Genomic DNA, 25,741 nt, shown 5'->3' with positions numbered 1-25,741 from the left:
TGGAGTAAATGGCGGTCCAAGGGGTTCTTCTTGTTCGGGGCCGCTGCCCTCAGATCGCTATCAGCTACACATTGGCTGGTACGACTGCAGCGCCTTGTCCTTGTCCATCTTGGTGTACTGCTTCCCGTCGATGTCGACGGTGTCACCGCTCTTGCTCGCAGTCACTCTGCCGGTGCCCTTGCCGTTCGACCAGATGACCTGGTCGCCTTCTTTGCTGAGCTCACCGGACGACGTCGACTCGCTGTCGATGACCGCTTCGCCCTTTCGGGCCTTGTCGCAGCCAAACTCGTAGTACGAGACCGCACTCGCTTTGATCACGAGCTGGCCATCCTTGTCGTAGTACTCGCCGCTCAGACCGTCGGAGCTACTGCATCCCGCGAGCACGAGTGCAACAGCCGCTAGAACCGCCGTGCCCGGAACTATCAAGGCCTGTCTGCGGAGTCGGACGCTCATCGCGATCATGCTGTCGGCCTCCTCGTGCCTGTTCGGCGCGCGCCCCCGTGGCTCGCTGCTCTGCGATGCCATTGTTTCACAAGCACACTTTCGGGAGCCCACAGCGCGTCGACAGAGGGTCGGAGCGAGATGGTTGTTGCCCGTGCGCGAACCGGCGACGAGAGATGGCACCATGTGGCCCATGCCCTCGAGCCTTGTCCACCACCTGTATGTCCGCGCCGGCGACCTACTCCCCTACTGCGGTGTATCACCGGCTCGAGATCACATCACAGGTGATTTTCACACCGGGCGCAGTCGCGACGACCTGCTGTTGTGCGTAGAGGAGGGGCTCGCGGTCTGCACGACGTGCTTATCGCCTCAGGCGCTCGGAGGCTTCACACCCCTCATCATGGACGAGGAGCAGTGACCGCGGACCAAACTGTCGGCGCCGTTCTTACGATCATCAACGCCCAACAGCCCGGCCTGCTGACGGCCTGCGACATAACACGGCCTGCTGAACGGCCATCTACTGGCGTGTCGAACCCCTGTTCTATTATGAGTCCATGGGGACGCGAGGTCGCGTTTACACACCTCCAGAGCCGCCGCCGGATAACCGGCGGCGGCACTGCTGGGTTCGCGCTCGCGTCGGCGAGTCCGAGCGGTGGTGCCCCGGCTTGATCCACGAGTGGCGCGCAGCCAACGGGGGAGGATGGGCTGCGCGAGTCGTGTACGTGCCTGATCCGAAGCGCACCGAGTCGGTCGAGGCCTGGTTCGCACAGGCACACCTTCGACCAGTTGAATCGCAGCCGCCGAGTCAAGCGAACCGGGCGTTGGCCAGGTACAAGGCGGCAGGCGGAACGCGGTACTAATGTGACCCACGCAGCTGACTTGCTGCCCCGACGTCGACACAGCACGGAGCACCCGTCAGCGAGCCTGCACGCACAGCGGCTACCCGGCCAAACCTCGGCCTGATCAGGTCTAGGCAGCGACCGCGCTTCCTCCTACGGTGATCATCCATGACCGCAATATCCTCGGCCGCCGATCTCTGGCGCGACCTATGTAAAACGAAGAAATTGCGCCTGAGAGGCTACGACCAAGACCTCGCCGAGACGGTCCGTGCAGCCTTCGAGCTGACGGCCCGCGAGGAAATAGCCGCTGGACTAACCCGTGTCGAGGCGACCGCTGAGGCATTGGTGCGCGTCATGCTCATGTCATTGCACTCCTTCACGGAGATGCTCACGGACCTTCTTGAGCTCTATGCCCGGATCGGCAGCGACACTGGCACCGGGGACAACCTGCGAATCGTTTACGAGTTCCAGCAGGACCAAAGGCTCGATCTTCTACTCAGCAACTTCCGCGAGGAGGTCCAGAGAACCGTCACGCGGCTGGAGTCCGTCTTGTCCGTCCAGCTGACGACGGAGAATCCCCGATTTCCGTTCGTAGACCGCGCAGGCATCAGCCTAGTGCCGGCCGAGCTGAGGGATTGGGTAGACCAATACGTCGACGGTGAGTCTTGGCCGATCACGATTCCGTCTCCACCCCAAACGGGGATTGCCGATTTGGACCAGTCGACCGACGAGGCAATGGAGGTCTTCCGCAGCGTGCTCGGACGTGCACGCATGTTGTCGTCCGGCCGGGCCGACCTAGCGCGGCTGCGTGGACTATCGCTGAGCTCCCCCAGTGGCCTTCGAGCCGAGTCATCAAGTGACGTCCAAGCACTCTGGATGCTGGTATCCGAGTACTGGCTTCCTGAGTGCGTGGTCGGTTTACACAGGGCGCTCGCGGTCGAGAACGTCGAAGATCTGGCGCCCGATCTACTCGGTGCATTGAAGGACTGGCTGAGCGCCTTGCCCACAAGGTTGCGTCAAGCAGAGGTGCGGCGCGAAGTGCTGGAGTCGATTCTGTCGCTGCCGACCTGGGGTCTCCGGCACGAGCTGTACGCAGCTTGGGTCATCACCGAAATTGACTCGGCACTTGATCACCGGTTGCGCTTCCGCGTCGACCAGGGCCGGCTCGCATTTCCCTTCCATGAAACCCTGATCGCCACCCTGCCCTGTGACAGCACCACCCTCGAGTTGTGGGCCGAGGTCCGGTCCCCCTTAGACAATCCGTCTGGAAAGTCGCGAACCAAGAACATCCAACCCGACTATCGCTTCCTCGATTCCGGCGCTACCGACCGGGCCAGCGGCACTCCACTCGCCATCGAGGTGAAGCAATACCTGAAAGCTGCGAACAAGACTCACGGCCAGGCGCTGGCCGACTACACCGCCGGTCTCCCCAACGCGGTGGTGATCCTTGCCGCGTACGGTCCCCTCGGGCGGACCGTGAAGAGGTACGTGGCTGACGAGAATCGCGACCGAGCTATCACTGTCGCCGACCTACGTCCTTCTCGTCCAACCGAGTCGACAACTTTCCGGCAAGCGATCATCGACGCCCTGCCGCCGGCCCCGCCTCCACCGGAACACGAACCGACGTCGATGCGACTAACCGGCAAGGTCCTGCTTGTCACACTGCAGTGGAACACGGGGGTGCACGACCTGGATATCCATGCCTTGGTGACCGGCCCTCATGGGCACACACACATCTTCTACGACGACCCCGACAGCGAGCATGTCGAACTCCTCGAAGACGGATTCGATGGCGGCCCCGAGACGCTGCGTATCAAGCTGAGCAGCGACTGGGCGACGATCAATGTCTCCGTTGAGGTGTACCCGCCGTGCACAGACGACGCAGATGTGCTTTCTGCGGCCGCACCGATTCTGATGCTGACAGGTGCCACCGAGACGCACATTCTCGAGCCAGCACGCGAAGCCGACGGCGATACTTGGAACGCCTTCTCACTCCACGCAGACGGCACCATCGTCCTCCACGACTCAGTGTCCTAGATCGCCGCACAGTCTCGGTTGCATTCAGTCCCCCATCATCGGTGACGCGACCCTCAGTCCGGCTCGACCCATGTCATCAATTCCGACTCGACTTCCTCGCCTGTAGCAAGCCGCGCCTTAGCTCGGACGCCGGCCACATCGAGACCAGCAGCCTTCGCGCTGGACACCATCTCGATAATCGTCTCCATCTTCGTGAGCCAGGACATGGCATCGCCGTCTGCGAGACGGTGAGAAAGCTGTGGGTTCTGGACCGGGAAGTCGTTCCTACCCATCAGCGTGAAGTGCGCAGGCTTCTGAGGATCACCGAGCACTAGCCACAGGTCGATCGCGGCGATACTCACGGCTAGCGTGCCCGTGTTACGGATCTCTGCCACCAGCACCAGCTGGTGAACTTTGAGGTGTTCGTTGATATCTAGGATCCGGTACATAGTCTCCAGATCACTGGTGAGCAATGCACCCACCAAGGTCGCCATGAAGCCGGGACCTAAGCTGACTTCGATCTCACGCTTCGGCCCGACCTTCGCCAAGACGTGCTCCAGCACTTTCTCAAGGACTGCGTCGGTCAGGCCGGCCGCTTCCAGTGCCTCGATACCCTCAGCCGGTTCATTGTCACGCTTCCACTGCTGTAGGAGCTCCGGCTGATAACTGTCACGTCGCGGACCATCGACGACCTTGTGGTGAACCGTGCACAACAAGATGAGGTTTTCGAATGCCCTTCGCTCATCATCCGTCATCGTCTCGACGTACCGGGCGGACCCCGGAAGCGCTCCGAAGATGTGCGCGATCTCTACTGCGACGATCGGCTCGTCATCGACAAGCTCGAAGATCGGATGAGCGCAACCAGGGAAGTAGCAAGTTCCGCGCGCTAGCCGGTACAGCGCCTTCTCTACACCGGACCCATATGAGCGTGGCCCTCGAGTAGCCATGACATCCCTCCTTCAACTACCACGCCACGACCATCGGGCCAGGCTTCAACAGGACGGGCGTAAGCCCCGACGGAAAGGACCGTCTCCGCGAGGTCACATATGTCAACGATCTCAGGCCACTCAGGCCAAGGGCTCCGCGAATTCGCTGTGGTGCCGGACGGGGAACCGGCCCAGCCTGGCCCTGGGAAAGGGCCGCGCGATCGGCAAGACGCTTTGGGCCACCTCTTCATGGATCCCCGCCGCAAGCATGTCCTGGTAGGCACCCACCATCCTGCGGTAGCTCGCAACGAATCGGGCAGCGTGTTCACCGAGACCGCCAGGCAGCATGTAACAGCGATCGGCGGAAAACTCGACGAACGCGAGTCCTTGCCGGCTCACGTACTCTTCGCGCATCAGCGCTGCGAAAGTCAACTGGAAACCGGCGCCATGAAGCCCTGGGGTCATCCACGACGCCTTGATCGACTGGATCTGGTTGTCATCGATCAGCAATGCCTCTGGCCCGGTCACGGCGTCGAGGATCGGCTTCAGCACGTTGTCGAGATCGGCGACGAGATGCGTCTGGTAGCGCCGAGCCTCCTCGATGAACCAGATGAGCGTCACCTCAACGTCATGGGTGAAGATCCCCTTGGTCGCAGCCGTGACCGCGGATCCGAGTGCATCCTTGAAGTCACGCCTACGAGAGGGAGTGGCTTGAAGGGTCACGGGAGCAACTGTGCTGAGGATGTCCACTCGGCCAGCATCGTAGAACTCGTCGATCCGGAACGCCGCCTCTGCCAATCCCATAGATACGAGTATCGCTGCTCGTTCAACGTCAGCAGGTGCAGACAACTGGCACGAAGAGGCCGACACCCCTCCAGATAGGAGCGCGCACGACGCCAGCCTCGCTGAGCCGCAAGTCTCAGACCCTCAAGGCAGATCTGCGCTGCGATCAGGTAAGACGACGATCGATGTCACGGAGGACAGCGGCTGCCAGCGAGGGGCGGTAGTCTCCACTTGCCCGTCATCCATTAGACGATGGTGCGCAGCTCCCGGAAGCATCTCAGGATCGAGCGGATGTGTGGCGTGCGGATTGTGGTAGACATCGGTCCCCTCGATCCATGATTCCGGGTAGCCCTCGCCGACGATGTGTACGAACGATGTCGGCTCACTAGCGTTCGGGTCAGGGTCTGCGGCGACCCCTCTGCGGATCAATGTGACGTTTAGAGGACCGAATCCAGCTGCCACGCCCATCCGGTTGAACTTGGAGATCGTGCCGCTGCTGTTGAACAGGACAGCACTGACGTTCTCAGCACCGGGAAGCGAGAAGAACCCCGATTGGACTTCCTTTGAACCCCACGTGTGCGAGGCAACGGGAACCGCTCGAATCTCCAAGCTGCCGTCACTTCTTCGATGCGGCTCATGAGCCATCCCGTACAGGTAAGTGGGGAGAGCTGATCGCGTCCAGGTCATCGATAGAGGCTCCTGGAAATCTTGGATCGCGAAGATAAGTGGCTTCCCGTCCACATGTGGTTGCTCCCAGTACCGCTTGGACAGCTTCGCCGTGAGCGGACCGGCATACCTGATCGGAAGGTAGTCCTGAACATACGACTGCTGCGACTCTGGCGTGTCTCGAGGCGGTCCGTCCAGCAGTTGGCCCTTCCTGTCCCGGGACGGATTGATCGAGGTTGCCTCGATGCAGACGTCACCGTTCGGACCTCTACCGACAAAGTCGGGCACTACATGCGTGCGGTCGAGGACCAGACCGGCTTCTGTGATGACGGCAAACAGGTACAACTCCCACATCCGTGTGTCGAAGCCCGTTGTCTGAAACTGCTCGACGAAGTTTCCGTCACCGTCCTCGTGCCATCGCATCATGGGTTCAATCAGGGCGCGCGCTGGTCCGTAGCCCGCGTGCGTGGACAATTGCAGGAAGTCTGGATGAAGGCGTTCGGCGGGGCGGACGGGGGCAAATAGGTCCATCGCCACCGCCTGTTCATCTCCTTGCTGTCGCACCTCATCGAGGTCTTTCGCAAGGCCTTCAGCAAGCGCAGCAAGCTCCGGGAGCACCTGCTCGGGGACGCTGTGGAAGTGGGTCATCGCAATCCAGCGAAACCGTTCGTTGAGGTCTGGAGCCAAAATGACGGCGGAGTATTCATCGTCGGTATCGACCAGCAAGGCTGCGATCAAGCGGCTGTCGGGCCACTCGAACCACCCAAGCTCGTGAGACAAAGTGGCTACGAGAGGTGAGCGCGTGTACGCCGCGAGTGCGTCGAACCGGAGCCTGGAGATCTGCCTCATAGCCTTATCATCGCGGGTCAGCTAGCTCGCCGTCGATTGAAATGCATTCTCCGGTGCGCAGGGGCTGGAGCGCACGAGGTGCGTCTAAGGCAGATTCACGTCGAATCGCTGCAGGACGGGTTGGCTCTGTCCCCTGGTGTCGTACAGCGGCGTCGCTAACTTGGCTCGCTGCCAGGAGATGGCACCAGCCGGATAATGTCGGCGGTGCCAAGGATGTGGATGCTCTTGCGTGCCCGCGTGAGGGCGACGTAGAAGTCGTTGACTTCAAGGTGGTTCGCGGCGTCGGCGACGATAACGTGGTCGTACTCAAGGCCTTTGACGAGAAGGGTGCGGGAGATGATGCGGCGGCGTTCGCGCCGTCCCGGATGCCGCAGGACATCGCGGGCCTTGGCGAGTTCGTCAAGCAGGACCGACTTGTCGTTCCCGTTCGCGATGGCGCCACGAATGGCGGTCCTCACGTCGTACCAGGCCTCGTGCGAGTGGAGCTGCAGGCCGGTGGAGCCGGGGATGGTGTCCATTGCAGCGGCAAGCTCAGCCAGTGTGGGATTCACAACGACCCGATCCAGCGCCTCAATGGCGACTTTGGCGCCTTCGCGTTTGCTGCTGGTCTTCAGCAGGTCGGCGCCGACGCGACCGTCTTGGTACCGCTTGCCGAGAGGATTGGGGTCGAGGATGCCGTGGCCGCAGTGACATCGCTTGGTGAACTCGAACAGCCAGTGGGCATAGGCAGGTGGGTCCGTCGCGACGAGCTTGGCGAGCCAGTCGGCCATGAACTTTCCGGCGATCTCTTCCATGACGGTGTAGCTGCCATGGAGGTCCGCGGCGATGCTGCGAGCGTTCTGATGGTTGCGGGCGCTGATGATGAGGACGGTCTCATCGTCGGGTAGCTTGAGGGCCTCTCGGGCGGCTGCAGCAACGCCGCCAGGGTTTCCGGCCATGTTGGTGAACTTTACGCCGGTGGGGAAGTTGGCGTTTGCGAGGTCGAGGACCTGACCAGGCTTGAGATAGTCGCGGACCTTCAACAGCCACGTGCCGAGTTCCTCGTTGTGTCCCGCCCAGCGGTGTGGCTCGGGCTTGATTGCGGTGTGCTCGGGAAACTCAGTGAGGACGTCCGCCCAGGCAGGTAGCGGTTCGGCGAAGCCGAAGATGGCCTGGAGGTTGTCGCCAAGGATGCCGATGTTCGGTATAGCTTCTTTTAGCTTGAGGACGAGGGCGTGGTGGTCACGGTTGCAGTCCTGGTACTCATCGACAAGAACGTGGGTATAGGACGCGGCGAGGACGGCCTTGATATGCACAGCAGCTGTGACTTTCGTGGCCGCTTGGACGTACTTCTGAGAGTCTTCTGGGACCACGACCTTGGGGACGCGCATGTCGCCCAGAACCGGGTACGAGCGGGCGAGGCGGAAGGCGAAGCTGGTGAGAGTGGACACCTGAGCGCCTTTGGTAACGCCGAATCGCTTCAGGCGAACGTTGATGGCATAGACGCCGGCGTTGGTATGGGTGAGCACGAGGACATTGCCGCCATTGGCGACGATCTGCTTCGAGGTGGCGGCGAGCAGATGGGTCTTGCCGGCGCCCGCGGGCATCACGACCGACGCCGGGAGCACTGCGGCGAAGCCGTCGGCGTCAGATCTCATGCCATCGGAAAGATGTTCAGGCATCCGCGGCCTTTTGCGGGAGTGCTGTCTCCTGTGTCCCTGCTTCTAGGGGTGGCACCTGGTCGGCGTCGTCCTCAGCATTTTGCTCATCGTGTAGTTCGGCATCGGTCTCGGCAGCTTCAGGTGCAGCCGGTGAGGATCGGGCGTAGATGGCGACCTTCAGTTGGTCGATCGTGGTCTTGACGTCGCCTGTCTGAAGCGCGGGGGTGTCCAGCATGAATCGGCCAAGTCTGCGGCCCTTGTCGACTCGTTTGAACCACCCCTTTTTCTTGGCGGCCAGGCCTACGACTCCGCGGGCCTTGTCTAGGTCGACTCCTGTCTGCGCCCAGGTGGTGACGTCGAGTGTGTTGGCGCCGGAGGAGGTCGCCGGCGCACCATGCGCGATGAGGTTAGCTTCGGCGGACTGCTTCGCGGCGGTCTCGTCGTCGTCGGCGACATCGAGCGCGGCCTGGATGAAAGCGTTCAGACCAGCTTCGTCCAGCTGGGCACAGACTGCGGTTTCGATGCTGTGCCCGTCCCGCCACTGGACGACCGTGCCACCGAGGGATTCGACACCCGGGACCATGTCGTTCGCGGCCTGGTCGTCGCTATCGATGAACAGCACGACCTCGTAGCCGACCTGCAGAAACTGTTCAGTCCGCCCTGCCGCACCGGTGCCGCCGTTACCTTCGATGGCCACAACCCCGAGTGCAGCCGACGGCACTGATTCGGGGTTAGCTCCGTGATCCCACTGGCCGAGATGCTCCAGCACGACGCCGTACTCGGTCTTTCCTTCGTTGACGACTATTCGCCGGGCCAGGAAAGCTTCCGGACAGCTTTTCAGCAGCGGCCTGAGGCTGGATGGGTCATCCAGCGGCTTCAGCTCGGTGACGCCATTGGTCGACCTGACCATCACCAGCTCGTCGGGTTCAAGGTGGAGGAGCGCGGTCGGGGAGTGCGTTGTGACGAAGACCTGGGCGAACGCACTGCTGTTGCGCAGGTGGCCGAGCAGGTGCACCAGCCGGTGGGGTTCGAGGCCGTGCTCGACCTCATCGACGAGCAGAGTGGCAGTGCCCTCGTTCGCGAGCTGTTGGGTCGCGGCGCCGATGAGGCGGCGGGTACCAAGGCCGAAGTTAGTAAGCGGAACGTCGCCTTCGAACAGGGCCAGATTGCCCTGGGTATGGGACAAAGACAGGTCTAGCCCGGGTTTGAGATCGGTGAGATGGGTCGTCCCGATGTCCTGGACTTGCTTCTGCACGTCTTTGGCAAGAAGTTTCAACTCATCGGTGACCGCCTCAGCTGCGGCATCCTTTGCGGCCCGGGCCGCGTGGGTGAGCGTGGCTCGGGTATCCGCGCGGTTCGCGGTGAGCTTGCCGAGCGACGAGGTCCGGGACCACCGAAGATGTGCATCAATCCGGTCATCGATCCGGTACGCCGTCAGCCGGGACCGGTGCCGTGCGCGCACTGGATGCGGCTCCTCTTCCTCAATCCCGTCCAGCGCCGGCCGGTACGACTGCCATATCGGTTCGAGGTCAGCTTCGACCAGGAACTCGACGATGACGCATCGTTGCGAGTCGTCGGTCGGATCGTGCGACCACTCGCCCTGCTCATCGATGCCAGCAAGGTGTCCGCCGAAGGCGTCCATCGCGATGAGCTCGTCCGGGAGATCGTCGATCGCCACTCGAATCCGGATCGGGTCCTCGACCTTGGCGTCGTGGAAGTCGGTGTCGAGGACAGTGAGCCCTGCCCGGTCATGCAATGCCCGCTCGATGGCGGTGAGCACGGTGGTCTTTGTGGAGTCGCCTGGCCCAATGAGCGTGAAGAACCGCCGACTGGCAGGCAGACGCCACGACGCCGACTTGATGCCACGGAAATTCTCGATGTCGACTCGTCGGATTTTCATGTCGCGTTCCTCAGGGGACAGGTGCCGGGTGTTCACTCTTGCAGAGACCGGCAAGATCCTTACGACGGCCCGCGCGTCAGCCCGGCCCGGATGTAGTAGGTGCAATCAGTGACGGTCCGTGGGTTGAGCTTGCCCCGGTGCCGACTTCAGCACTCTGAGCGGATCGTCGACCGGGCTCAGCGCCTCCGGATGGTGCCGGGCCTTCGCAGTCTGCGTCGTAGCAGGCCGGATGGGGTGTGCTGCAACCAACGATTGAGTGAGACCCGATCGCCACACGGCTAGGTAGTGCACCTGCCGCGTTGCGCCTCAGTAGATAACCGCTTCGCCCGGCAGTAAGAACTCCACTAGGTAGTTCTCGAGGTGCGCTGTACGCCGACGGGTCTCCTCCAGCAGCAGCGGATGCACCGCGGCGTTGAGCGTTGGTGGAAGGTCAGCGACGACAACTGTGCTACGTCGACGTTCGAGGTGGACAGCTGACGGTGGCAGTCGTCGTGTCCGGCTGCTGCTCCAGTATCTGGGGAGGTCGCGCCGAAGAACGCCCGCGAACTCGGAGCGTAGCTGTGCCAGGTCGACCTGGCGGCCAGCCATGACGTTGCACAACTTTGTGAGTGGCCAGGCCGCGAGATAGCCGTATCGGGCGGCATAGACAGCCACAGTGTGCAGCTTGTATTCGTCGTCGTAGTCCAGCAGTGCATAGCCGAGGAGCTGGTCGAGTTCGGAGCGGTCGAGCTTGGCGGTGCGCCGGCCGTCAAGACGTGGGCGCCTTCCTTGCCCAGCCTTGAAGTCCACCAGGGTCCCGTCGACGATCAGGTCCGCGTCGGCATTGAGGTATTGGCTTCCCTCGAAGGTCATACCAGTCGCCACCGGCCCCGCTGAAAGCAACGGGAAGAGATTCTCCGTTGCGAGGTCTTTCATCGCGATGAGATCGGCAACTTCAGCATCGTTGGCCAACGCCAGCAGATCGCCGGATGTGCTTGTAGGAGTGAGCTGCATTAGCCGGGAACCCGTAACCGAGAGCGCGCGGTATAGCTCGGCCAGAAGAGCGAGCGCATATGACACTCGGGCCCACCACTCGTCAGAGCGGGCAGAGAATCGGGCGGGCCTCATGACCGACGATCGCGGCGGTGCATCAGCTGCCTGGCCATCGCTGGCGAGGTCTGCCAGCAGTTCCGTCCCCGCTGCTAACCACGGGCCACGGCGAAGCAGACCGAGGCGGGGCAACGTGAGCGATACCGCATCGTCCACAAGCATCCTCAGCCACCAATCAATAGCGGAGCCCTGCGTAGATGCAGCAACATCCGGCGGCTTGACCAGCAACTGCTCCCCTGCAGCCAGCCTGAAGCCGGCTTGGACTCCTTGGTGATGGGGAAACGTCTTCCGCATCCAGACTGTGACCGGGCTGCGAAGGTCCCTGACCTCCTCGGAGAGTGAAGACATACGGGCACACTAAGACCGACTACCGACAGTTTCTGAGCGGCGACGCAAGACGCTTGCAGTATCCGGCCGCCCTACCGGGCTCGAACCGTGTCAGTCTGAGCCCGGTCCAACTCGGGTCTGGGAGACCCTGTGACGAGTGCCGAAGAAGCACCATGAAGTTTGGCTTATGCTGCGGCGCGCGGCTAGGAGGCATTCCGAGCCTGTCAGCCGGCGATGGCGGTGTCTCCGGAGCATGTGGCTCAGCGGCTGCAGGCATGTACCGTGCGGACGGACCGGCTGACAGCGAACGAACCTGGCGGCCCGGGCTGCTGACGGACTTGGGAACTCTCTGACCGTTTTTCGTTAGTAAACCGGCTTCGCCCGCGCAATCTGCTCGCGAAGATGTTCTACAGTCGCCTCCACCCACTGCCTAAGCTCAATCGGGTCACTGTCGTTGACACGCTGCACGAGCACCTCGAGCTCAGCCTCGAGTTCGTCCGACTCTTCCTCAATCCATCGTCCGGCAACCAGTGAGCCGCCCATCAGCGAACTGACGTCGACGTCCTGCCCGAATTGTGTGATGAGGAACCGGCAAACTGGCCCGAACTCGGTACGGAGGTCAGTGACCGCAGCCAGTGATCTCGCCTTGATGACATCGTGACCGACCCAGAGCTTCGCGGTTTCCACGTCGGTGGCCTCGCCGAGCCAGCGCGCTGCCGCCCGGACATAGCGGGGGTTCTCGGCTGCTGTGCCATCCATCAGTCTTAGCCAGGTTTGGGGTTGGGTTGCTGCGACGCAGGCTGGCAGGAGCTTCCGACCAGTACGTCCGAGCGCGCCGACCTGGAAACGGCCGGCTTCGATCAGCTCGACCAGTAGATTGGCGAGCGCTTGTGGCTGGCTATTGAGCTGCCGCATCGCGAGCCAGCTCCAGTCCTCCGCTTCCAGCATGAGCTTTGGGAAGCGCTTGCATTGGGCAACCAGCTCCGCCACGAGGGGATCGACGATCTCGATCCAGGCGGGGCGCCCGTACAGCATCTGGCGTACGCAGTCGACGACGGCGTTGTAGTCCGCTTGCGTACTGAGCCGGGTCAGCCAGTTACTCAGCAGTGTCACCAGCTCCTCATCGCGCACCTTCCAGCCGAGGAGTACGCGTGCACCGTCGCTCGGTTCGAGACGGGCGCTGAGTTTGAGTGCGCGGATCGCCGCTTCCTCGGTGTGTGGACTGCGCACCGTCACACGCAACCGTGTGCCGCGGTCCAGCGTGGCGCCTACTCGGGCGTCGAGGAACCGGTCGTGAGCGCCGCTTTGACTCTGGTTGAGGGCGTGGAGGTAGCCGATCAAGGGCGTTTCGCCGGTGCGCGCGAGCTCCGTGAGGGCGGCTTCTACGGTCTCATCTTGGCCAGCAACCTCGCCGAGCATCCGGCCGATCCAGAATGACGCACGTGGTCTCCGCTGCAGAATGTCTAGCAGGAGACTGATGCGATCGGACTGATTGATGCGTTCAACGGCCGCTCTCAGTTGCGGATAGAAGCAGTCGCCGTCAAGGTCGTGCGATGTGTTGACATCGGCCAGGTACTCCACCGTCTCTTCTGCGGTTGGCCCCGGGAGCTTGGTCTCGAGGTATTCGAGATTCTTGAGGATGCTTCTGTTCTGGCTGTCGCGATGCAGTAGTCGCAGTTCGGCCATTACTGTGCGCACCGGCTGAAGTTGCGTCGACGCGAGTCTCAGCAGGGCAGGGACGAGAGTCATGCTGAGAAAGTTCGTCTCCAGCAGCTCTTGGATGGCGTCCGCCAGAGAAGCGACAGCCGAGTTAGCTGTTACGGGGTCCACGTCCTTGGCCAACGCACCGAGGATGGTGATGGCATCGGCTTTGTAGTCCCAGGCTGCGCCCCAGGTGGAGGGAATGCCGCGGCTTTCGATCAGCATCGTGCCTTGGCTATGCAGGGATCCGAAGGCTGTTTCGTCCGGCTGTATCGCTCGGCTTGCTGCCAGGACGGCGAGCCGGCGGTCCCTTACATCGCTGGATGTCTGGATGGCCCGCAGGTATCTGAGGCGGGCCGCTGGAGTCGCTGCCGTATTGGGCAGGATCGCTCCGAATAGGTTTGTGAATCGCACGATGAATGGGTCGTGGCTATCAAGGTCCGCCAGGCCGACGATGGCGGGGCTAGGTTTGCTCGGATCCTCAATAGGCGCCGTTCGAGCGATCCGGCGGATGAGGTCTGCTGCTCTCCTGAAGGTGCTGGTGTTCCACGCGAGGCGGTCGAGTGCTTCTCGTGCCGCTTCCCATTGTTCTAGCAGGTCGAGTAGCTCGTACTCGGGACTGGCATTCACCTCGGCTTCCACGAGGTCGCAGACAGCCTCTGGGGCGATCGCGGCCAGGTTCGACAACAAAGTGCCGTATTCATGACTGCCATTGGGGCGGAGCGCTTCGAGCAGCTTCGCCGAGCCGAGAATGTGTCGTGCGGCAGCGCTGGTTACGTCGGATGAGCCCAGCTCGGCGACTCGTTGCACCAGGTCGTCGAGCAGGTCGCTGTTCGCCACCGCCGGCAGTAGGTCGTTCAGGATCCTGGTCGTCAGGACTTCCCAAGCACGACGGGCCAGATGCAAGGCCAATGGATGCGGCGTGATCTTGCAGGTACGGACGTCTGGCTGACCGGTCGAACTGACGCCTAAGACGAGTCCGAGCCCGTCCAGGTGGTCGAGGGCCATCCTCAGATCGATCTCGGTGACCGGAAGAACCGACGCAAGCTCGCGAAAGGCATTGCTGCTGCCGCCATGGAATACCACGTGGGGAACAAGCGCGACGACATAGTAGGCCAGGCGGTTGCTGTCCTTAGGAAGATCCGCGGTGATGTAGGTCTCGATGATGTCTTGGCTGATGAGATCATTGACAGTGGCATTCGGGTTCTTACTCAGAGCATCGGCGAAGATCTGCGCCAACCGGGGGTTCCCGGCCGAAGCTGCAACAGCAAAATCTCGATGTTCCGCGGACAGGTTCGGTTCCGCAGTCTTGATGACGCCAGCGACAGCGTGCTCCTCGAGATCGTCGATCACCAGCGGTTCCGAGCGTCCTCTGTACCCCGTGGGGTGTCCGATGGTGATGAGCCGGACTGGCGAATCCACTGTCAACATGCCAGCAAGTTGGTCGTGCTCGCGTGCCTCGCATTCGTCGATCACCAGAATTGTCGGTCGCCGCTGGAACTGAAGGTGGTGAAGCAGACCTTGCGGGGCAGATCTATAGGCGGGCAGATACGCGACAAGATGCGCGAAGGGTTGGCAGCGAAGGGCCTCAAGCACTGCTCGGGTCTTACCGATACCGCTGACCCCCTCCAGACGCAGGTCAGGAACGCGGCGACCGGTCACAAATGTCTCGAGGTAGGTCGGTAGCCTCGTACGTGAGGCCGACGCCTGCCATTCGTTGCTGAGCCGGCCGACGCGGCTCCATTGGGCAAGCGGCATTGCGACGTTCCCGATCCCGCCTAACAGCGGTGATACCGCGAGGGATGGGTGCTCTTCGGCCCAGGAAGCCAACGCACTCGCCGGTAGAACTTCGAACATCCCAGAAACTACCTCGATCCCCTTGCTCGCTGCTGCCTCTTCCAGCGCTTTGCGTCGCTTGGTGACCTTGACGGGCGTTAAGTCTGCGCCGAGAACCAGGCGATAAGTACCGCCGGCCCGGACGGTCTCAAGGGCTGCCGACGGTTCACGCAGATCAGGTCGAAGCAACTCAGCCTTGCACTTGGCCGGCAGGAGGTCTCCTGCTTTGAACTGCCAGGCACTGTCGCCGGCTGGAATGTGGCGGGTCTTGCGGGCTCCTCGGATTCCGGCGTCGATGCCCAGGTCGCCGATGTTCTCGCGGTATGTGGTGCTCAGCTGCCAGCCGTCCAGACCAGCGACGGCAGCTTCGGCATCAAGCAAGGCGTTGACGAAGGGTACGAAGCTGGTGCCGAGTGCTTCCACCTGATGAGCTGCGACTGAGAATGGCCCACCGAATTCTCTCTCCGCCACTGTCACCTCTTCCCGACGAGCATCTGCGCGCGGTCGTCAGAACTGGCCGCAACTCAGCCTAACCGCAGGGCCGACGGTGAGCTCGGCGTTGGATCGTAGCGACTCACCCCTGTCGATATGTTGAAACCTGTCGGATCTGCACCTTCGAGGACCGCATAGCCCTAAGGTTGCCTCATGCCTGGCGGACCACTGCAGAAGCTCGCCCGCGACGCGACGCTGTCGCCGTCAACCGTGTCCAACATCAGCAAGGGCCGAGTTGGCTATCACCGGCCTCGTCGGCGGAGGGCATCCCGACCTTCCGATCTCTCGCGGGTACGGCTACACCCGCTGATTCTGACAGAGCTGAAACGTCGCACCCACCATCTCGATAGCTACAAATTGCTAGTGCTATCGCCACTCGAAATCGTGATTCACTAGCGGCTGTGGAGCCGCTGGCAAGCGGGCATCGGTCAGCAACTGCGGGCCTCGGCGACATAACAGATGTTTCTTCAGGAGAGGTGGTCGCATCGTGGTGCTCGCCCACCCGCCCCACTGGGCTCTAGCAACCCTAGACACGCAGGAAGGCCCTCTCGCCAGCCTGCTCCTTGAACCCAGGACAGCCGACTCCTATCTTGCGATCCGCAAGCAGCTGACGATGGCTGGCGTGATCAGCAAGGTCGGCCCGGAGGAGTGGCAGCGCCGTCAATGGCTTAGCTCTGGTCGACTGCAGTTGCTCCACACCAGCCGAGAACTCATATCCTTCGCCGCCCGCGGCTCCGCCCTCCAGTTGCCGGGCAACCTCGATGCCAACTGCGACTGGATCGACGCCGCGGTAACAGGGCACGCCCTGTTTGTCGTCATACCCCCAGCGGAATCCGCAGCGGCTCGCACCTCAAGCAGCAACGACCTGGTCGGGTTCCGGCTCGCCGACCTGGCCCAATCTCATAGGCTCACCGCCGGTCTGGCGGCGACCACACGGCAATCCAGCACGGCCTAGGTGATGGTTCTGCGCCAGGAGATCGGTAGCAGTTGATGTGTGAGCACATCGGTGATGGGTTCCGGGGGTGTTGTGGCGTGCGCCGCGGGGTCGAGTTCAGCGTCGCCTGTCGCCGTCAGGTCTCCGACGACGGCATCGAGCCCCAGCGCATCATCCAGCCCTCCGGAGACCAGGCACGACGAATGTCGCGTCCGAGCCGATCTAGCAGCGCATTGCCCTGCTGGGCGCTGAGCGCGACCGGCTCCCCGGCCTCGTAGCGCTGCATCAGCCAGCCGAGTTCGGCGGTCGCTAGTTCGTCGGCGACCGCCCGAGCCGAGATGCCCTCGATCGCGAACTTGCGGATCGAGACCAGCGAGGAGATGAACTGGCCATTCAGTAGATCGAGCACACAGCACGCCTCGATCTGTCCGTCGACGTCGCGCCACCACCCCCCGTAGGGGCCGATCGTACCGGCACCGCGCAGGTCGCTGAGCCGCTCTAGCGCAGCCTGATCGAGGCCGGTGAATGTCGGACGGCTGGAGTTGCTCATGTCGATGATCAGATTGTGGATGAACGGCTCGTCCCACGGAACCTGCCCAGCTTGCTGGGCGGCGTGGAAAGCCTTGCCGACCTCGTGCATCTCCAAGATGTAGCCGAGTACCCGCCAACGGCCCTCGCGACGGGCGAACTGGCTATCGACGCGCAGCATCGGCAGACCTGCGGCCTGGCAGAGCCGATCCTTGATCTTGTCGCGCTCACGCTGCTCCGGATCCGTCCGATGCCGCGCATCGTCATACTCAATCGCAAGAATCGGCAGGCTAGTTGCGGCGTCGGCGGCGATGAAGTCGAAGTGTGCCGTGAAGGTGAAGTTCCGCTCGCGCCCGGTCAGGTGCATGTCGTCGACGTCGATCACGTCGCGGAAGCGAGGCTTGAGGAGCAACCGGTAACCGTTTTCGCGCGCGTACTCGTCGAGCACACGGTCCACCTTCGATTCGCCGTCGGTGAGGATCCTCCGTAGTCCTGGCACGCTCTGCACGATAGCTTTCCCGGCCGCCCGGCTGCCGGCTCCAGCGCCGCAGCCAGCCATCGGGCCGGGTCCTATCACGGATCGCGAGTCGGACACGAGGATCAGCGGATTCATTGATGGTCGGCACCGCTCGACACAGCCGAGAGTGTCACCGCCAAGCACCCCCGGATGTGTCACCGATGTCCTGACACAGAAGTTCACCGATGTCCTGGGACGTGGCAAGCCCAGGTCAAGGCTGGTCGATGTCTCAGGACATCGGTCGAGGAGGGGAAACACCAGATGATGCACCCATCAACGTTCCGCGCGGTCACACCCCCACCCCGGTTGCGGTAGCACAGCCGGGGCCGGGGCCCGCCCTTCACCCCGCAGGTGCCACAGGGCAATGCCCCTGTCGGGGAGGGTTAGCCCAGCAGGTGACAACACACAATCGCTCAGCTCACCGGTAGGCCGTGGGCCACCGTTAGCTCTGCCGACCTGAGCGCGTCGACCGGCCCTCAGGGGGCGGAGGCTCGATGACTCTCTCCGGTTTCGTCACCAGCAATCCGCGCCGGCGCGCATTGAGTCCCATCCCAGTATCCATGGTCACCAGCCGCACCTTGGCGCCGGCGAGCGTCTGTACCGCCATCGCTCGATCGATGATCTCCGCGTCGGAATCCGCGAGCGGCCGGTGCGCCGGATCGTCGAAGAACACCCGCAGATCGACTCGTCCATGTGGCATCTCATCTCGCGCAGCAATCGCATCCCAGTCGGGATCCGCGGCCCGGATCAGGACCGTGTCGTGCGGGTTGGGCAGGAGCCTGTCGATGACGGCCAGCGTTACCGAGGCGCGCCAGCGTAGCGCCTGGTTGCCCGACTCCTTCTGCCGGTCGAGCTCGCGGATCACCACCTCGGGGAGCACCAGCAGCACATCAGCGAACCCGACCCCCAGCTCTTCGGCCCAGGGAATACTGGCGACGACCGCGGCAGGGTCCGCGTCCCGTGTCCACGCCGGGTGTGAAAGGAACACACTGGTGTCGACCACCGCCAAGGCCTTGTCGGCGGACGCAGTCCAAGTGCGGATCTGCATTTGAAGCTTTTCGTGGGCGGCAGTGAGCCCAGCCGCCCGGGCGGACAGCTCGGCCTCAAGCCACTGGCGGGCCTGCGGCGTCCCATTCGTGACCGGATCCGCGAGGCGGTAGAAGGCCGGCGTGAGCAGCAGCTGGTCCAAGTCGGCTTGGGCAATCTGGCCACGCAGCAACCGTGCCATGTCCATCACCCACTTCACGTAGCTGTCCTGGTCGCCGTGGTGGTTGGTGATCTCGACCGAGGCCTTCCACAGCAGTTCGAGGACGCGGTCCCGGTCGACGCCAGGAGTCAAGGTGACGAGCATGCTGAAATCCTGACAGGTCACCGCCACCACCGCTGCGAATTTGCGCACCCTCGTGGTCCTAGGGCAGCCGTGGTCGGCGGCGCTAGAATCTGGGTCGCCTCCAGCCTGTGGGCAACAGGTGAGGCCCGGTGCGCGTCCGCGGCGGACTCCTGACTCGCGCTCTGGCGAATTGTTTGTCAGAGACTGAGACCGCTGCCATGCCCAGTCCGGAATCGGGGAGCCCGCTCCTCAGGCAAGGAAAGCGACCGAAAGGTTCGCCATGCGTATGGATCTCATCGACAGCTGGGAGCAATGATGTCGACTACTTGGCAGGTCTGCACGGCGGTAGATACCCGCGATGACGCCGTGAGGTTGGCCCGCCTCGCCGTGCAGGACGGGCTCGCGGCGAGCGGGCAGATTCTGGGACCGGCGACGACGATGACGTGGCGCCAAGGCTCGTATGTCGAGATCGAGGAGTGGCGGCTCACTTTTATCACTATTGAGAGCCGCATCGACGGCCTGCACGATCTGCTCTTGGACAAGCACACGCGCGACCAGCCGCAGGTAATGGGCGTGCGAGTTGATTCGATCGCTGCCGATTACGAGGCTTCGATCCATCGTGCCATCGATCTGGACTCACACGGTGAATAGCTCCAGATCAGAACTCGATCCGGAGCGGGCGGGTCTAGTGCGCCAACACGTCGCATCGACGGATCGTGTCGCCGTGTTTCCGGTCGTCAACCGGTCCGCGATCTCCTCCAATGGATCAGTCGCGGGCGCTTCGGGCGGATTGCAGGCTGGCCGCACACTCCACGGCTGAACAACCCCTGGCAAGACACCATGTCCGGTGAGCGCCGTGGCTGGCGGAAGCGCGCGGCCAACGATCCTGCGCAGCCGGACGGCGACTTTGCCTTCACCGTGGATTACACGGCGTGTCGGCCCTATGCTTTGGGCTGGGTCGAGCGGCCCTGCACACGCGAGGATGTTCAGCGTGGCTGACTCACAACGGCCAGCCTCCTGGCGCTGCGGCAGGAGCATCCTGGGCTGACTTGGCACACTTCGGCGGTCATTTGTCCGATTCGCGCCTCTTCTGGGCTGCGGCCGGCTTAAGTGTCCGTGGCGGCTATCAACCGCGGGACCTTCGCCATCACGTCAATGCCGGCTGACCTGACCGCAAGCGAACGCTCCAGACGCTCGCCCGCCATGCCTCACTCGCGCCATCAGCTGTGACCGCGGTCAGCGCTGGCCGGATCGACCAGCGCCCACACAGTCCACGACGGCCAAGCGGCATCACCGGGTTGTCGAGGTGACAGGTCCACGCTCGTGCGGGCAGAAGTTGAGCGCCGGACCTGTCACCTCGGGGACTACAGACTCCGGCTGCTGTCAGCTCTCGGCGTTGAGATCTACTAGCTGGTCCGGCGCCAGCACGGTCTACGGGGCCAGGGACTGCTCCAGTGTTGGCGACAGGAGGGATTCGCGGTGGCCCGAAGCCGCTCGCGGAGCACGAGGCCACGACGGAAACCTGGGAGACCCTTCGGTCGACCAACTGGGTTCGTCGTGGGCTGATCTCGCGCGATGTAAAGCGCTGGCTTCGCCGGCTACACACGACCGTTCCCTCCCCCCTAGTTGCGGCACAGGGACTGTGCGGAAAGATGCGGCCTATGGTCACGATCCACGAGGTACTAGAGCAGTTGCGGGCCACTGCTCTTGACGAGCGCGACAAGGGCGACAAGTTCGAGCGTTTGGTTGCCAGCTATTTGCGCAGCGACCCCGAGTGGACCGCGCGCTTCTCCGAGGTGTGGCTTTGGTCGCAATGGCCTGGTCGACAAGGTCGGCCCGACACGGGAATCGATCTGGTGGCGGCGAACCGCGACCGCGACGACTACACGGCAATTCAGTGCAAGTTCTACGATCCCAGCCACAAAGTCGCCAAGGCGGACATCGATTCATTTGTGGCATCTTCAGGCCGTGTCGAGTTCTCCGACCGTTACATCTTCGACACCGCCGCCGACTGGTCCGACAACGCCAAGCACGCGCTTCAGGGGCTCGCGGTACCTGTACAGCGAATCGACATCGGCTACCTGTCCGAGGCCAGGGTGGACTGGTCTCAGTTTTCGTGGACCACCCCTGAAATCCTGGTACCGACCGGACCAAAGGTACTACGGCCGCATCAGCAACGCGCCCTCGACGACGTCCGCCGCGGATACGTGGAGCACGACCGAGGCAAGCTCGTAATGGCTTGCGGAACCGGAAAGACGTTCACTTCGTTGCGGATCGCCGAGGAACTGGTCGGCGTCGGCGGCAGTGTGCTATTCCTTGTTCCGTCCATCCAGCTGCTAAGTCAGTCACTGCGCGAATGGATGGCCGAGGCGTCGCTCGACATTCGCCCGTTTGCGGTCTGTTCTGATGTTCGGGTCGGTCGCCGAGTAAACAGCGACGACGCGGATATGTCCGTCATCGACCTCACAGAGCCCGCCACTACCAATGCAGCCGCCCTCCTGGCTAGGATGACCAGCGGCCGACATGCAACGGACCGGATGAAGGTCGTCTTCGCGACCTACCAGTCAATCGACGTTGTGGCTCAGGCACAACAGGATGGCCTCGATGCGTTCGACCTGATCATTTGCGACGAGGCCCACCGGACTACCGGTGTCACCCTCGCTGGGACTGACGAGTCTCACTTCGTGAGGGTGCACGACAATGACTATTTGAAGGCGGCCAAGCGGCTCTATATGACCGCTACGCCGAGAGTTTTCGGTGAGGAGGTTCGTCGTAAGGCGCTCGATGCCGAGGCCGTCCTCGCCGACATGGGAGATGCAAGCACCTACGGCCCCGAGCTGCACCGGCTCGGCTTCGGGGACGCAGTTGAGGCGGACCTGCTGACCGATTACAAGGTACTGGTCCTGGCTGTCGACGAGTCCTACGTCGCGGAGAACTTCCAGGGCGCCATGGCACATGGCGGCGAGATCGCTCTTGGTGATGCCGCAAAGCTGATCGGGTGCTGGAACGGTCTGTCGAAACACTACGGCTCGGCCGGGACAGCGATCGCGGACAAGGCACCGATGCGTATGGCGGTCGCCTTCGCCAAAGACATCAAGGCCTCTAAGATCGCCGCATCCAGCTTCCCGACACTGATCGACCGCGCGCTCCAGGACGAGGCCGCGAACGGCGCCGTGCGAAACCAGCTCCGCGTTGAGGCTGCACACGTGGACGGCACGATGGGAATCCACGAGCGCAACACGCATCTGGCCTGGCTGAGAGACAAGACTCCCGATGACGTGTGCCGGGTCCTTACCAACGCCCGTTGTCTCTCGGAGGGCGTGGACGTGCCGGCCCTCGACGCCGTGCTCTTCTTGACCCCGCGCGGCTCCCAGGTGGATGTCGTACAGTCCGTAGGGCGCGTGATGCGCAAAGCGCCCGGCAAGGAACTTGGCTACATCATCCTGCCGATCGTGGTGCCTTCCGGGGTGAGTCCCGAGGAGGCGCTGCGGGACAACGAGCGCTACAAGGTGGTCTGGCAGGTACTGCAGGCACTGCGGTCCCATGACGACCGATTCCACGCGATGATCAACCAGATCGAGCTGAACAAGAACAAGACCAACAGGCTCGTGATCGACGATGTGACTCCTCGTCCTGAGGCCGAACGTCCGCATGAGAGCCCGAGCAGCGAGAGCGACCAAAGTTCCCAGCTCACCCTTGACTATGGCTTCGAGGGATTCCGCGACGCGATGTACGCCCGGATCGTGCAAAAAGTCGGCGAACGACGCTACTGGGAAACCTGGGCACGTGACGTCTCAGACATCGCTCAGGCCCACATAACCCGGATTCAGGGACTGCTGGCGGATCCTGAATCGCCGCCAGCCAGGGAGTTCGAGGCGTTCTTGGCTGGTTTGCAGGGCAATCTCAACGAGTCGATCAGCCACAATGAGGCCGTCGAGATGCTGGCCCAACATCTGGTCACCCGGCCTGTGTTCGAAGCCCTTTTCGAGGGCTACGACTTCACAGCACATAACCCTGTCGCGCAAACCATGGAGCTGATGCTGCGTAGCCTCGACGAGCACAACCTCGGAGCCGAGAACGACAAGCTCGAGCGGTTCTACGCTTCGGTACGTCGCCGTGTTGAGGGTGTCCGAGACGCCGACGGTAAACAGCGCGTTATCGTCGAGCTCTACGACAAGTTCTTCGCCACTGCCTTCAAGAAGACCGTCGACCGGCTCGGTATCGTCTACACGCCGATCGAGATCGTCGATTTCATCCTTAGATCGGCCGATGCAGTCCTGCGCCAGGAGTTCGGGCAGGGCCTCGGCGACGAAGGCGTCCACATCCTGGATGGGTTCACGGGCACCGGCACGTTCGTCGTGCGGCTACTGCAATCGGGGCTGATTTCCCCCCATGATCTCGCCCGTAAGTACGCCCACGAGCTTCACGCCAATGAAATGTTGCTGCTGGCGTACTACATTGCCGCGGTCAACATCGAGACCACCTATGCTGCACTGGCGATCGACGACGGCGAGGAGCCTGGCTCCTACAAACCGTTCCCCGGCCTGGTGCTCACCGACACCTTTCAGTCCTATGAGGACGGCGACCGAGACGATCTCCATATCTTCCCGGAGAACAATCAGCGGATCAGCCGTCAGCGTGACCTGCCGATCACAGTCATCGTAGGCAACCCTCCTTATTCGGTAGGTCAGGCCTCAGCCAACGACGACAACGCCAACACCGTGTACCCGACCATCGACGCAGCAATCCGGGAAACCTACGCTGCGAAATCGGCGACGAGTTCGATTCGCGGTCTCTACGACTCATACGTTCGGGCGATCAAGTGGGCCTCTCTGCGGGTCGGCGACCGCGGTGTCATCGCCTACGTCACCAACGGCGGTTTCCTCAACTCCAACTCCGCCGACGGCATGCGCAAGTCCCTTCACGAAGAGTTCGCCGCGATTCATATCTTCAATCTGCGCGGCAACCGTCGCAACGCCGGCGCCGAGGGTCGACCGATATTCGAGGCATTCGCCAAGGGCTCAGGTGGATCCATCGCAGGCATCGCGATCGTGGTGCTAGTCAAGGACACGGCCCGGCCCGGTCCGGCAGAACTGCACTATGCACAGGTGGGTGACTTCACCACTGCGCAGGAAAAGGTCGCCGAGATCGTCGAGGCACGCTCGATCCTGGGCACTGGGGCAGTTCGCATCACACCTGACGAGCACGGCGACTGGCTGGATCAACGACGCGAGGAGTTTGGTGGCTTCCTGCCGCTGCATGCCAAGGACGGTGTGTCGGTATTCGCCGTCACCTCGAAGGGGCTCACCACCAACCGGGATGCGTGGGTCTACAACTCCTCGGCCGCGGAGTTGACGGCGAGCGTGGACCGCCTCGTCAGCACTTACCAGGGCGCTCTTGCAGACGGTCTCAGCGAGCGGGACGTACCACGCGACCCACGTCTGATCAGCTGGTCGCGCCGCCTCCTTGCCCGGTTCTCGCAAGGGCAGCCGATCAGCGCCGATTCGTCATCGCATCGGATCGCATGCTATCGGCCGTTCCAACTACAGCACGTGTATTTCTCCGCCGCGCTGAACGAGGACCGCAGACGGTTGCCGAGTGCCTTTCCTACGGCCGATCACGATAACTACGGCTTCCTGCTGACTGGGGTGTCGTCGCATTACGAGTTCAGCGTGATCGCGACCGATCGGCTGCCCGATCTGCACCTACTCGATACCGGGCAGTTCTTTCCTCGGTGGGTCTGGGAGCCACTCCCCGCTCAGGAGGACACTCTGGACCTGGCCTTCGACACCGACGAAGAGGGCGGCGTCGGCGGGTACCGACGGGTTGACAACATCACCGACGAGGCCCTGGCAAAATTCCGACAGTCCTATCCGGATCAGTCCGTCACGAAGGACGACGTCTACTTCTACTGCTATGGCTTGTTGCACTCCCCGGTATACCGGAAGACCTATGCTGCGGACTTGAAAAAGCTACTACCCCGAATCCCCCTGGTCCGGGACTTCCGCGGCTTCGTCCGCGCCGGACGAGAACTGTCGAACCTTCACCTCGGCTATGAGTCGGTGACGCCGTATCCTTTGGGCGGTCTCGACGCTCTCGAGCAACGCGACGGAGACGATTACCGGTATTACCGGGTCGAGAAGATGCGGCCAGGCGCCCCAAGCGCTGAGCAGAAGGCCGCAGGAGAAAAGGCGGACCGCAGCACGATCGTCTACAACGATCACATCACGCTAGACGGCATCCCGGAAGATACACACCGATACCGGCTGGGACCCCGGACGGCATTGGAATGGGTCCTGGAGCGCTACCAAGTGCGCACCGACAAGAACTCTGGGATCGTCAATGACGCAAACCAGTGGTCTACCGAGGTAGCCGACCCGCGCTACATCATCGACCTGGTCGGCCGGGTGGTGACCGTTTCCGTGGAGACCATGAAGATCATTGATGCCCTGCCCGATCTGGAGATCGTCGAACCTTGACACCTCGGGGCTGGCCGCGAATGGGTACCGCCCATACGTTTCCAGCCCATAGAGGGTGGTTGGACGCCTCCGAATGGTTGGGCGCGAACGACCCAGCACACTCACCGTGGTCAACGGGCACTACCCGACATGCAACTGAGGCGATTGTCTACCTCGTCACGTGCAGGCCCCAACCACAGGTCTCCTCCGGACTCAGGCCAGCTAGCCCCTTACTCGGCCGCCCGTCATTGGAGAGGAGGATGTGGTCAAGGTCTTGAGCCAGCACACGGTCGTGTGCGTCGGGTCTGCCTGCCGGACAGCATCCGAGCTCGGTTCGATGCCAGTCTTGACGCAGCGGCCCAGTCCCTGACCGACGTCTGATGCCCGGCTCGCTGCCCCGTTCACCAGTGACACCGGTACGACGTACCAGCTTCATCGAAGCTCGCTAGGCGGGATCGACCGGCAGGTA

Annotated in this window: 14 protein-coding genes; 4 read left to right on the top strand and 10 right to left on the bottom strand. The window is 62.6% G+C overall.

What is annotated here, in order from left to right:
• Positions 1–60: 60 nt before the first annotated feature.
• A complete protein-coding gene (locus OG394_RS29330) occupies positions 61–453 on the bottom strand; it encodes a hypothetical protein (RefSeq protein ID WP_328990344.1) in 393 nt (130 codons plus the stop codon).
• A 995-nt stretch (positions 454–1,448) separates the two neighbouring features.
• Between OG394_RS29330 and OG394_RS29325 the strand changes: the two genes are divergently transcribed.
• A complete protein-coding gene (locus OG394_RS29325; RefSeq protein WP_328990343.1) occupies positions 1,449–3,317 on the top strand; it encodes a hypothetical protein in 1,869 nt (622 codons plus the stop codon).
• 53 nt (positions 3,318–3,370) lie between these two features.
• On the opposite strand, the gene OG394_RS29320 is transcribed toward OG394_RS29325, so the two are convergent.
• From OG394_RS29320 to OG394_RS29290, 7 genes are all read right to left on the bottom strand, one after another.
• Entirely contained in the window at positions 3,371–4,051 is a 681-nt protein-coding gene (locus OG394_RS29320) for a hypothetical protein (RefSeq protein ID WP_328990342.1), read from the bottom strand.
• A gap of 312 nt (positions 4,052–4,363) precedes the next feature.
• Positions 4,364–4,972 (bottom strand): RusA family crossover junction endodeoxyribonuclease, encoded by a 609-nt coding sequence (locus tag OG394_RS29315; protein ID WP_328990340.1) that lies wholly within the window; start codon positions 4,970–4,972, stop codon positions 4,364–4,366.
• Positions 4,973–5,149: 177 nt separating this feature from the next.
• Positions 5,150–6,520 carry a hypothetical protein gene (locus OG394_RS29310; RefSeq protein ID WP_328990339.1) on the bottom strand — a complete coding sequence of 457 codons (1,371 nt, stop codon included), beginning with the start codon at positions 6,518–6,520 and terminating at the stop codon, positions 5,150–5,152.
• Positions 6,521–6,675: 155 nt separating this feature from the next.
• On the bottom strand, positions 6,676–8,181 hold the full coding sequence (locus OG394_RS29305) for a UvrD-helicase domain-containing protein (RefSeq protein WP_328990338.1): 1,506 nt from the start codon (positions 8,179–8,181) through the stop codon (positions 6,676–6,678).
• Positions 8,174–10,060: an ATP-dependent nuclease gene (locus OG394_RS29300; protein ID WP_328990337.1), complete on the bottom strand. Its 1,887-nt coding sequence runs from the start codon at positions 10,058–10,060 to the stop codon at positions 8,174–8,176. The genes OG394_RS29305 and OG394_RS29300 overlap by 8 nt, the downstream gene beginning before the upstream one ends.
• A 306-nt stretch (positions 10,061–10,366) precedes the next feature.
• The gene (locus OG394_RS29295; RefSeq protein WP_328990336.1) at positions 10,367–11,497 is read right to left on the bottom strand and encodes a hypothetical protein; all 1,131 of its coding nucleotides are present in this window, start codon (positions 11,495–11,497) and stop codon (positions 10,367–10,369) included.
• Between the two features lie 342 nt (positions 11,498–11,839).
• Positions 11,840–15,436 carry a hypothetical protein gene (locus OG394_RS29290; protein WP_328990335.1) on the bottom strand — a complete coding sequence of 1,199 codons (3,597 nt, stop codon included), beginning with the start codon at positions 15,434–15,436 and terminating at the stop codon, positions 11,840–11,842.
• 556 nt (positions 15,437–15,992) lie between these two features.
• Between OG394_RS29290 and OG394_RS29285 the strand changes: the two genes are divergently transcribed.
• Positions 15,993–16,460, top strand: coding sequence for a hypothetical protein (locus OG394_RS29285; RefSeq protein WP_328990334.1), 468 nt, complete (start codon positions 15,993–15,995; stop codon positions 16,458–16,460).
• 115 nt (positions 16,461–16,575) lie between these two features.
• Here the strand turns inward: OG394_RS29285 and OG394_RS29280 are convergent, their stop codons facing one another.
• A complete protein-coding gene (locus tag OG394_RS29280; RefSeq protein ID WP_328990333.1) occupies positions 16,576–17,466 on the bottom strand; it encodes a DUF2726 domain-containing protein in 891 nt (296 codons plus the stop codon).
• Positions 17,467–17,926: 460 nt separating this feature from the next.
• On the bottom strand, positions 17,927–18,865 hold the full coding sequence (locus tag OG394_RS29275) for a PIN domain-containing protein (protein ID WP_328990332.1): 939 nt from the start codon (positions 18,863–18,865) through the stop codon (positions 17,927–17,929).
• A 264-nt stretch (positions 18,866–19,129) separates the two neighbouring features.
• Between OG394_RS29275 and cutA the strand changes: the two genes are divergently transcribed.
• Positions 19,130–19,465 (top strand): divalent cation tolerance protein CutA, encoded by a 336-nt coding sequence (gene cutA, locus OG394_RS29270; RefSeq protein WP_328990331.1) that lies wholly within the window; start codon positions 19,130–19,132, stop codon positions 19,463–19,465.
• 1,010 nt (positions 19,466–20,475) lie between these two features.
• Complete coding sequence (locus OG394_RS29265; RefSeq protein WP_328990330.1) at positions 20,476–25,293, top strand: DEAD/DEAH box helicase; 4,818 nt, start codon at positions 20,476–20,478, stop codon at positions 25,291–25,293.
• Positions 25,294–25,741 lie beyond the last annotated feature (448 nt).

Origin of the sequence: Kribbella sp. NBC_01245 (assembly GCF_036226525.1) — a bacterium.
Taxonomy (GTDB): Bacteria; Actinomycetota; Actinomycetes; order Propionibacteriales; family Kribbellaceae; genus Kribbella.
Note: the sequence above shows the minus strand (reverse complement) of the source record. Positions and strands in the feature narration are given on the sequence as shown.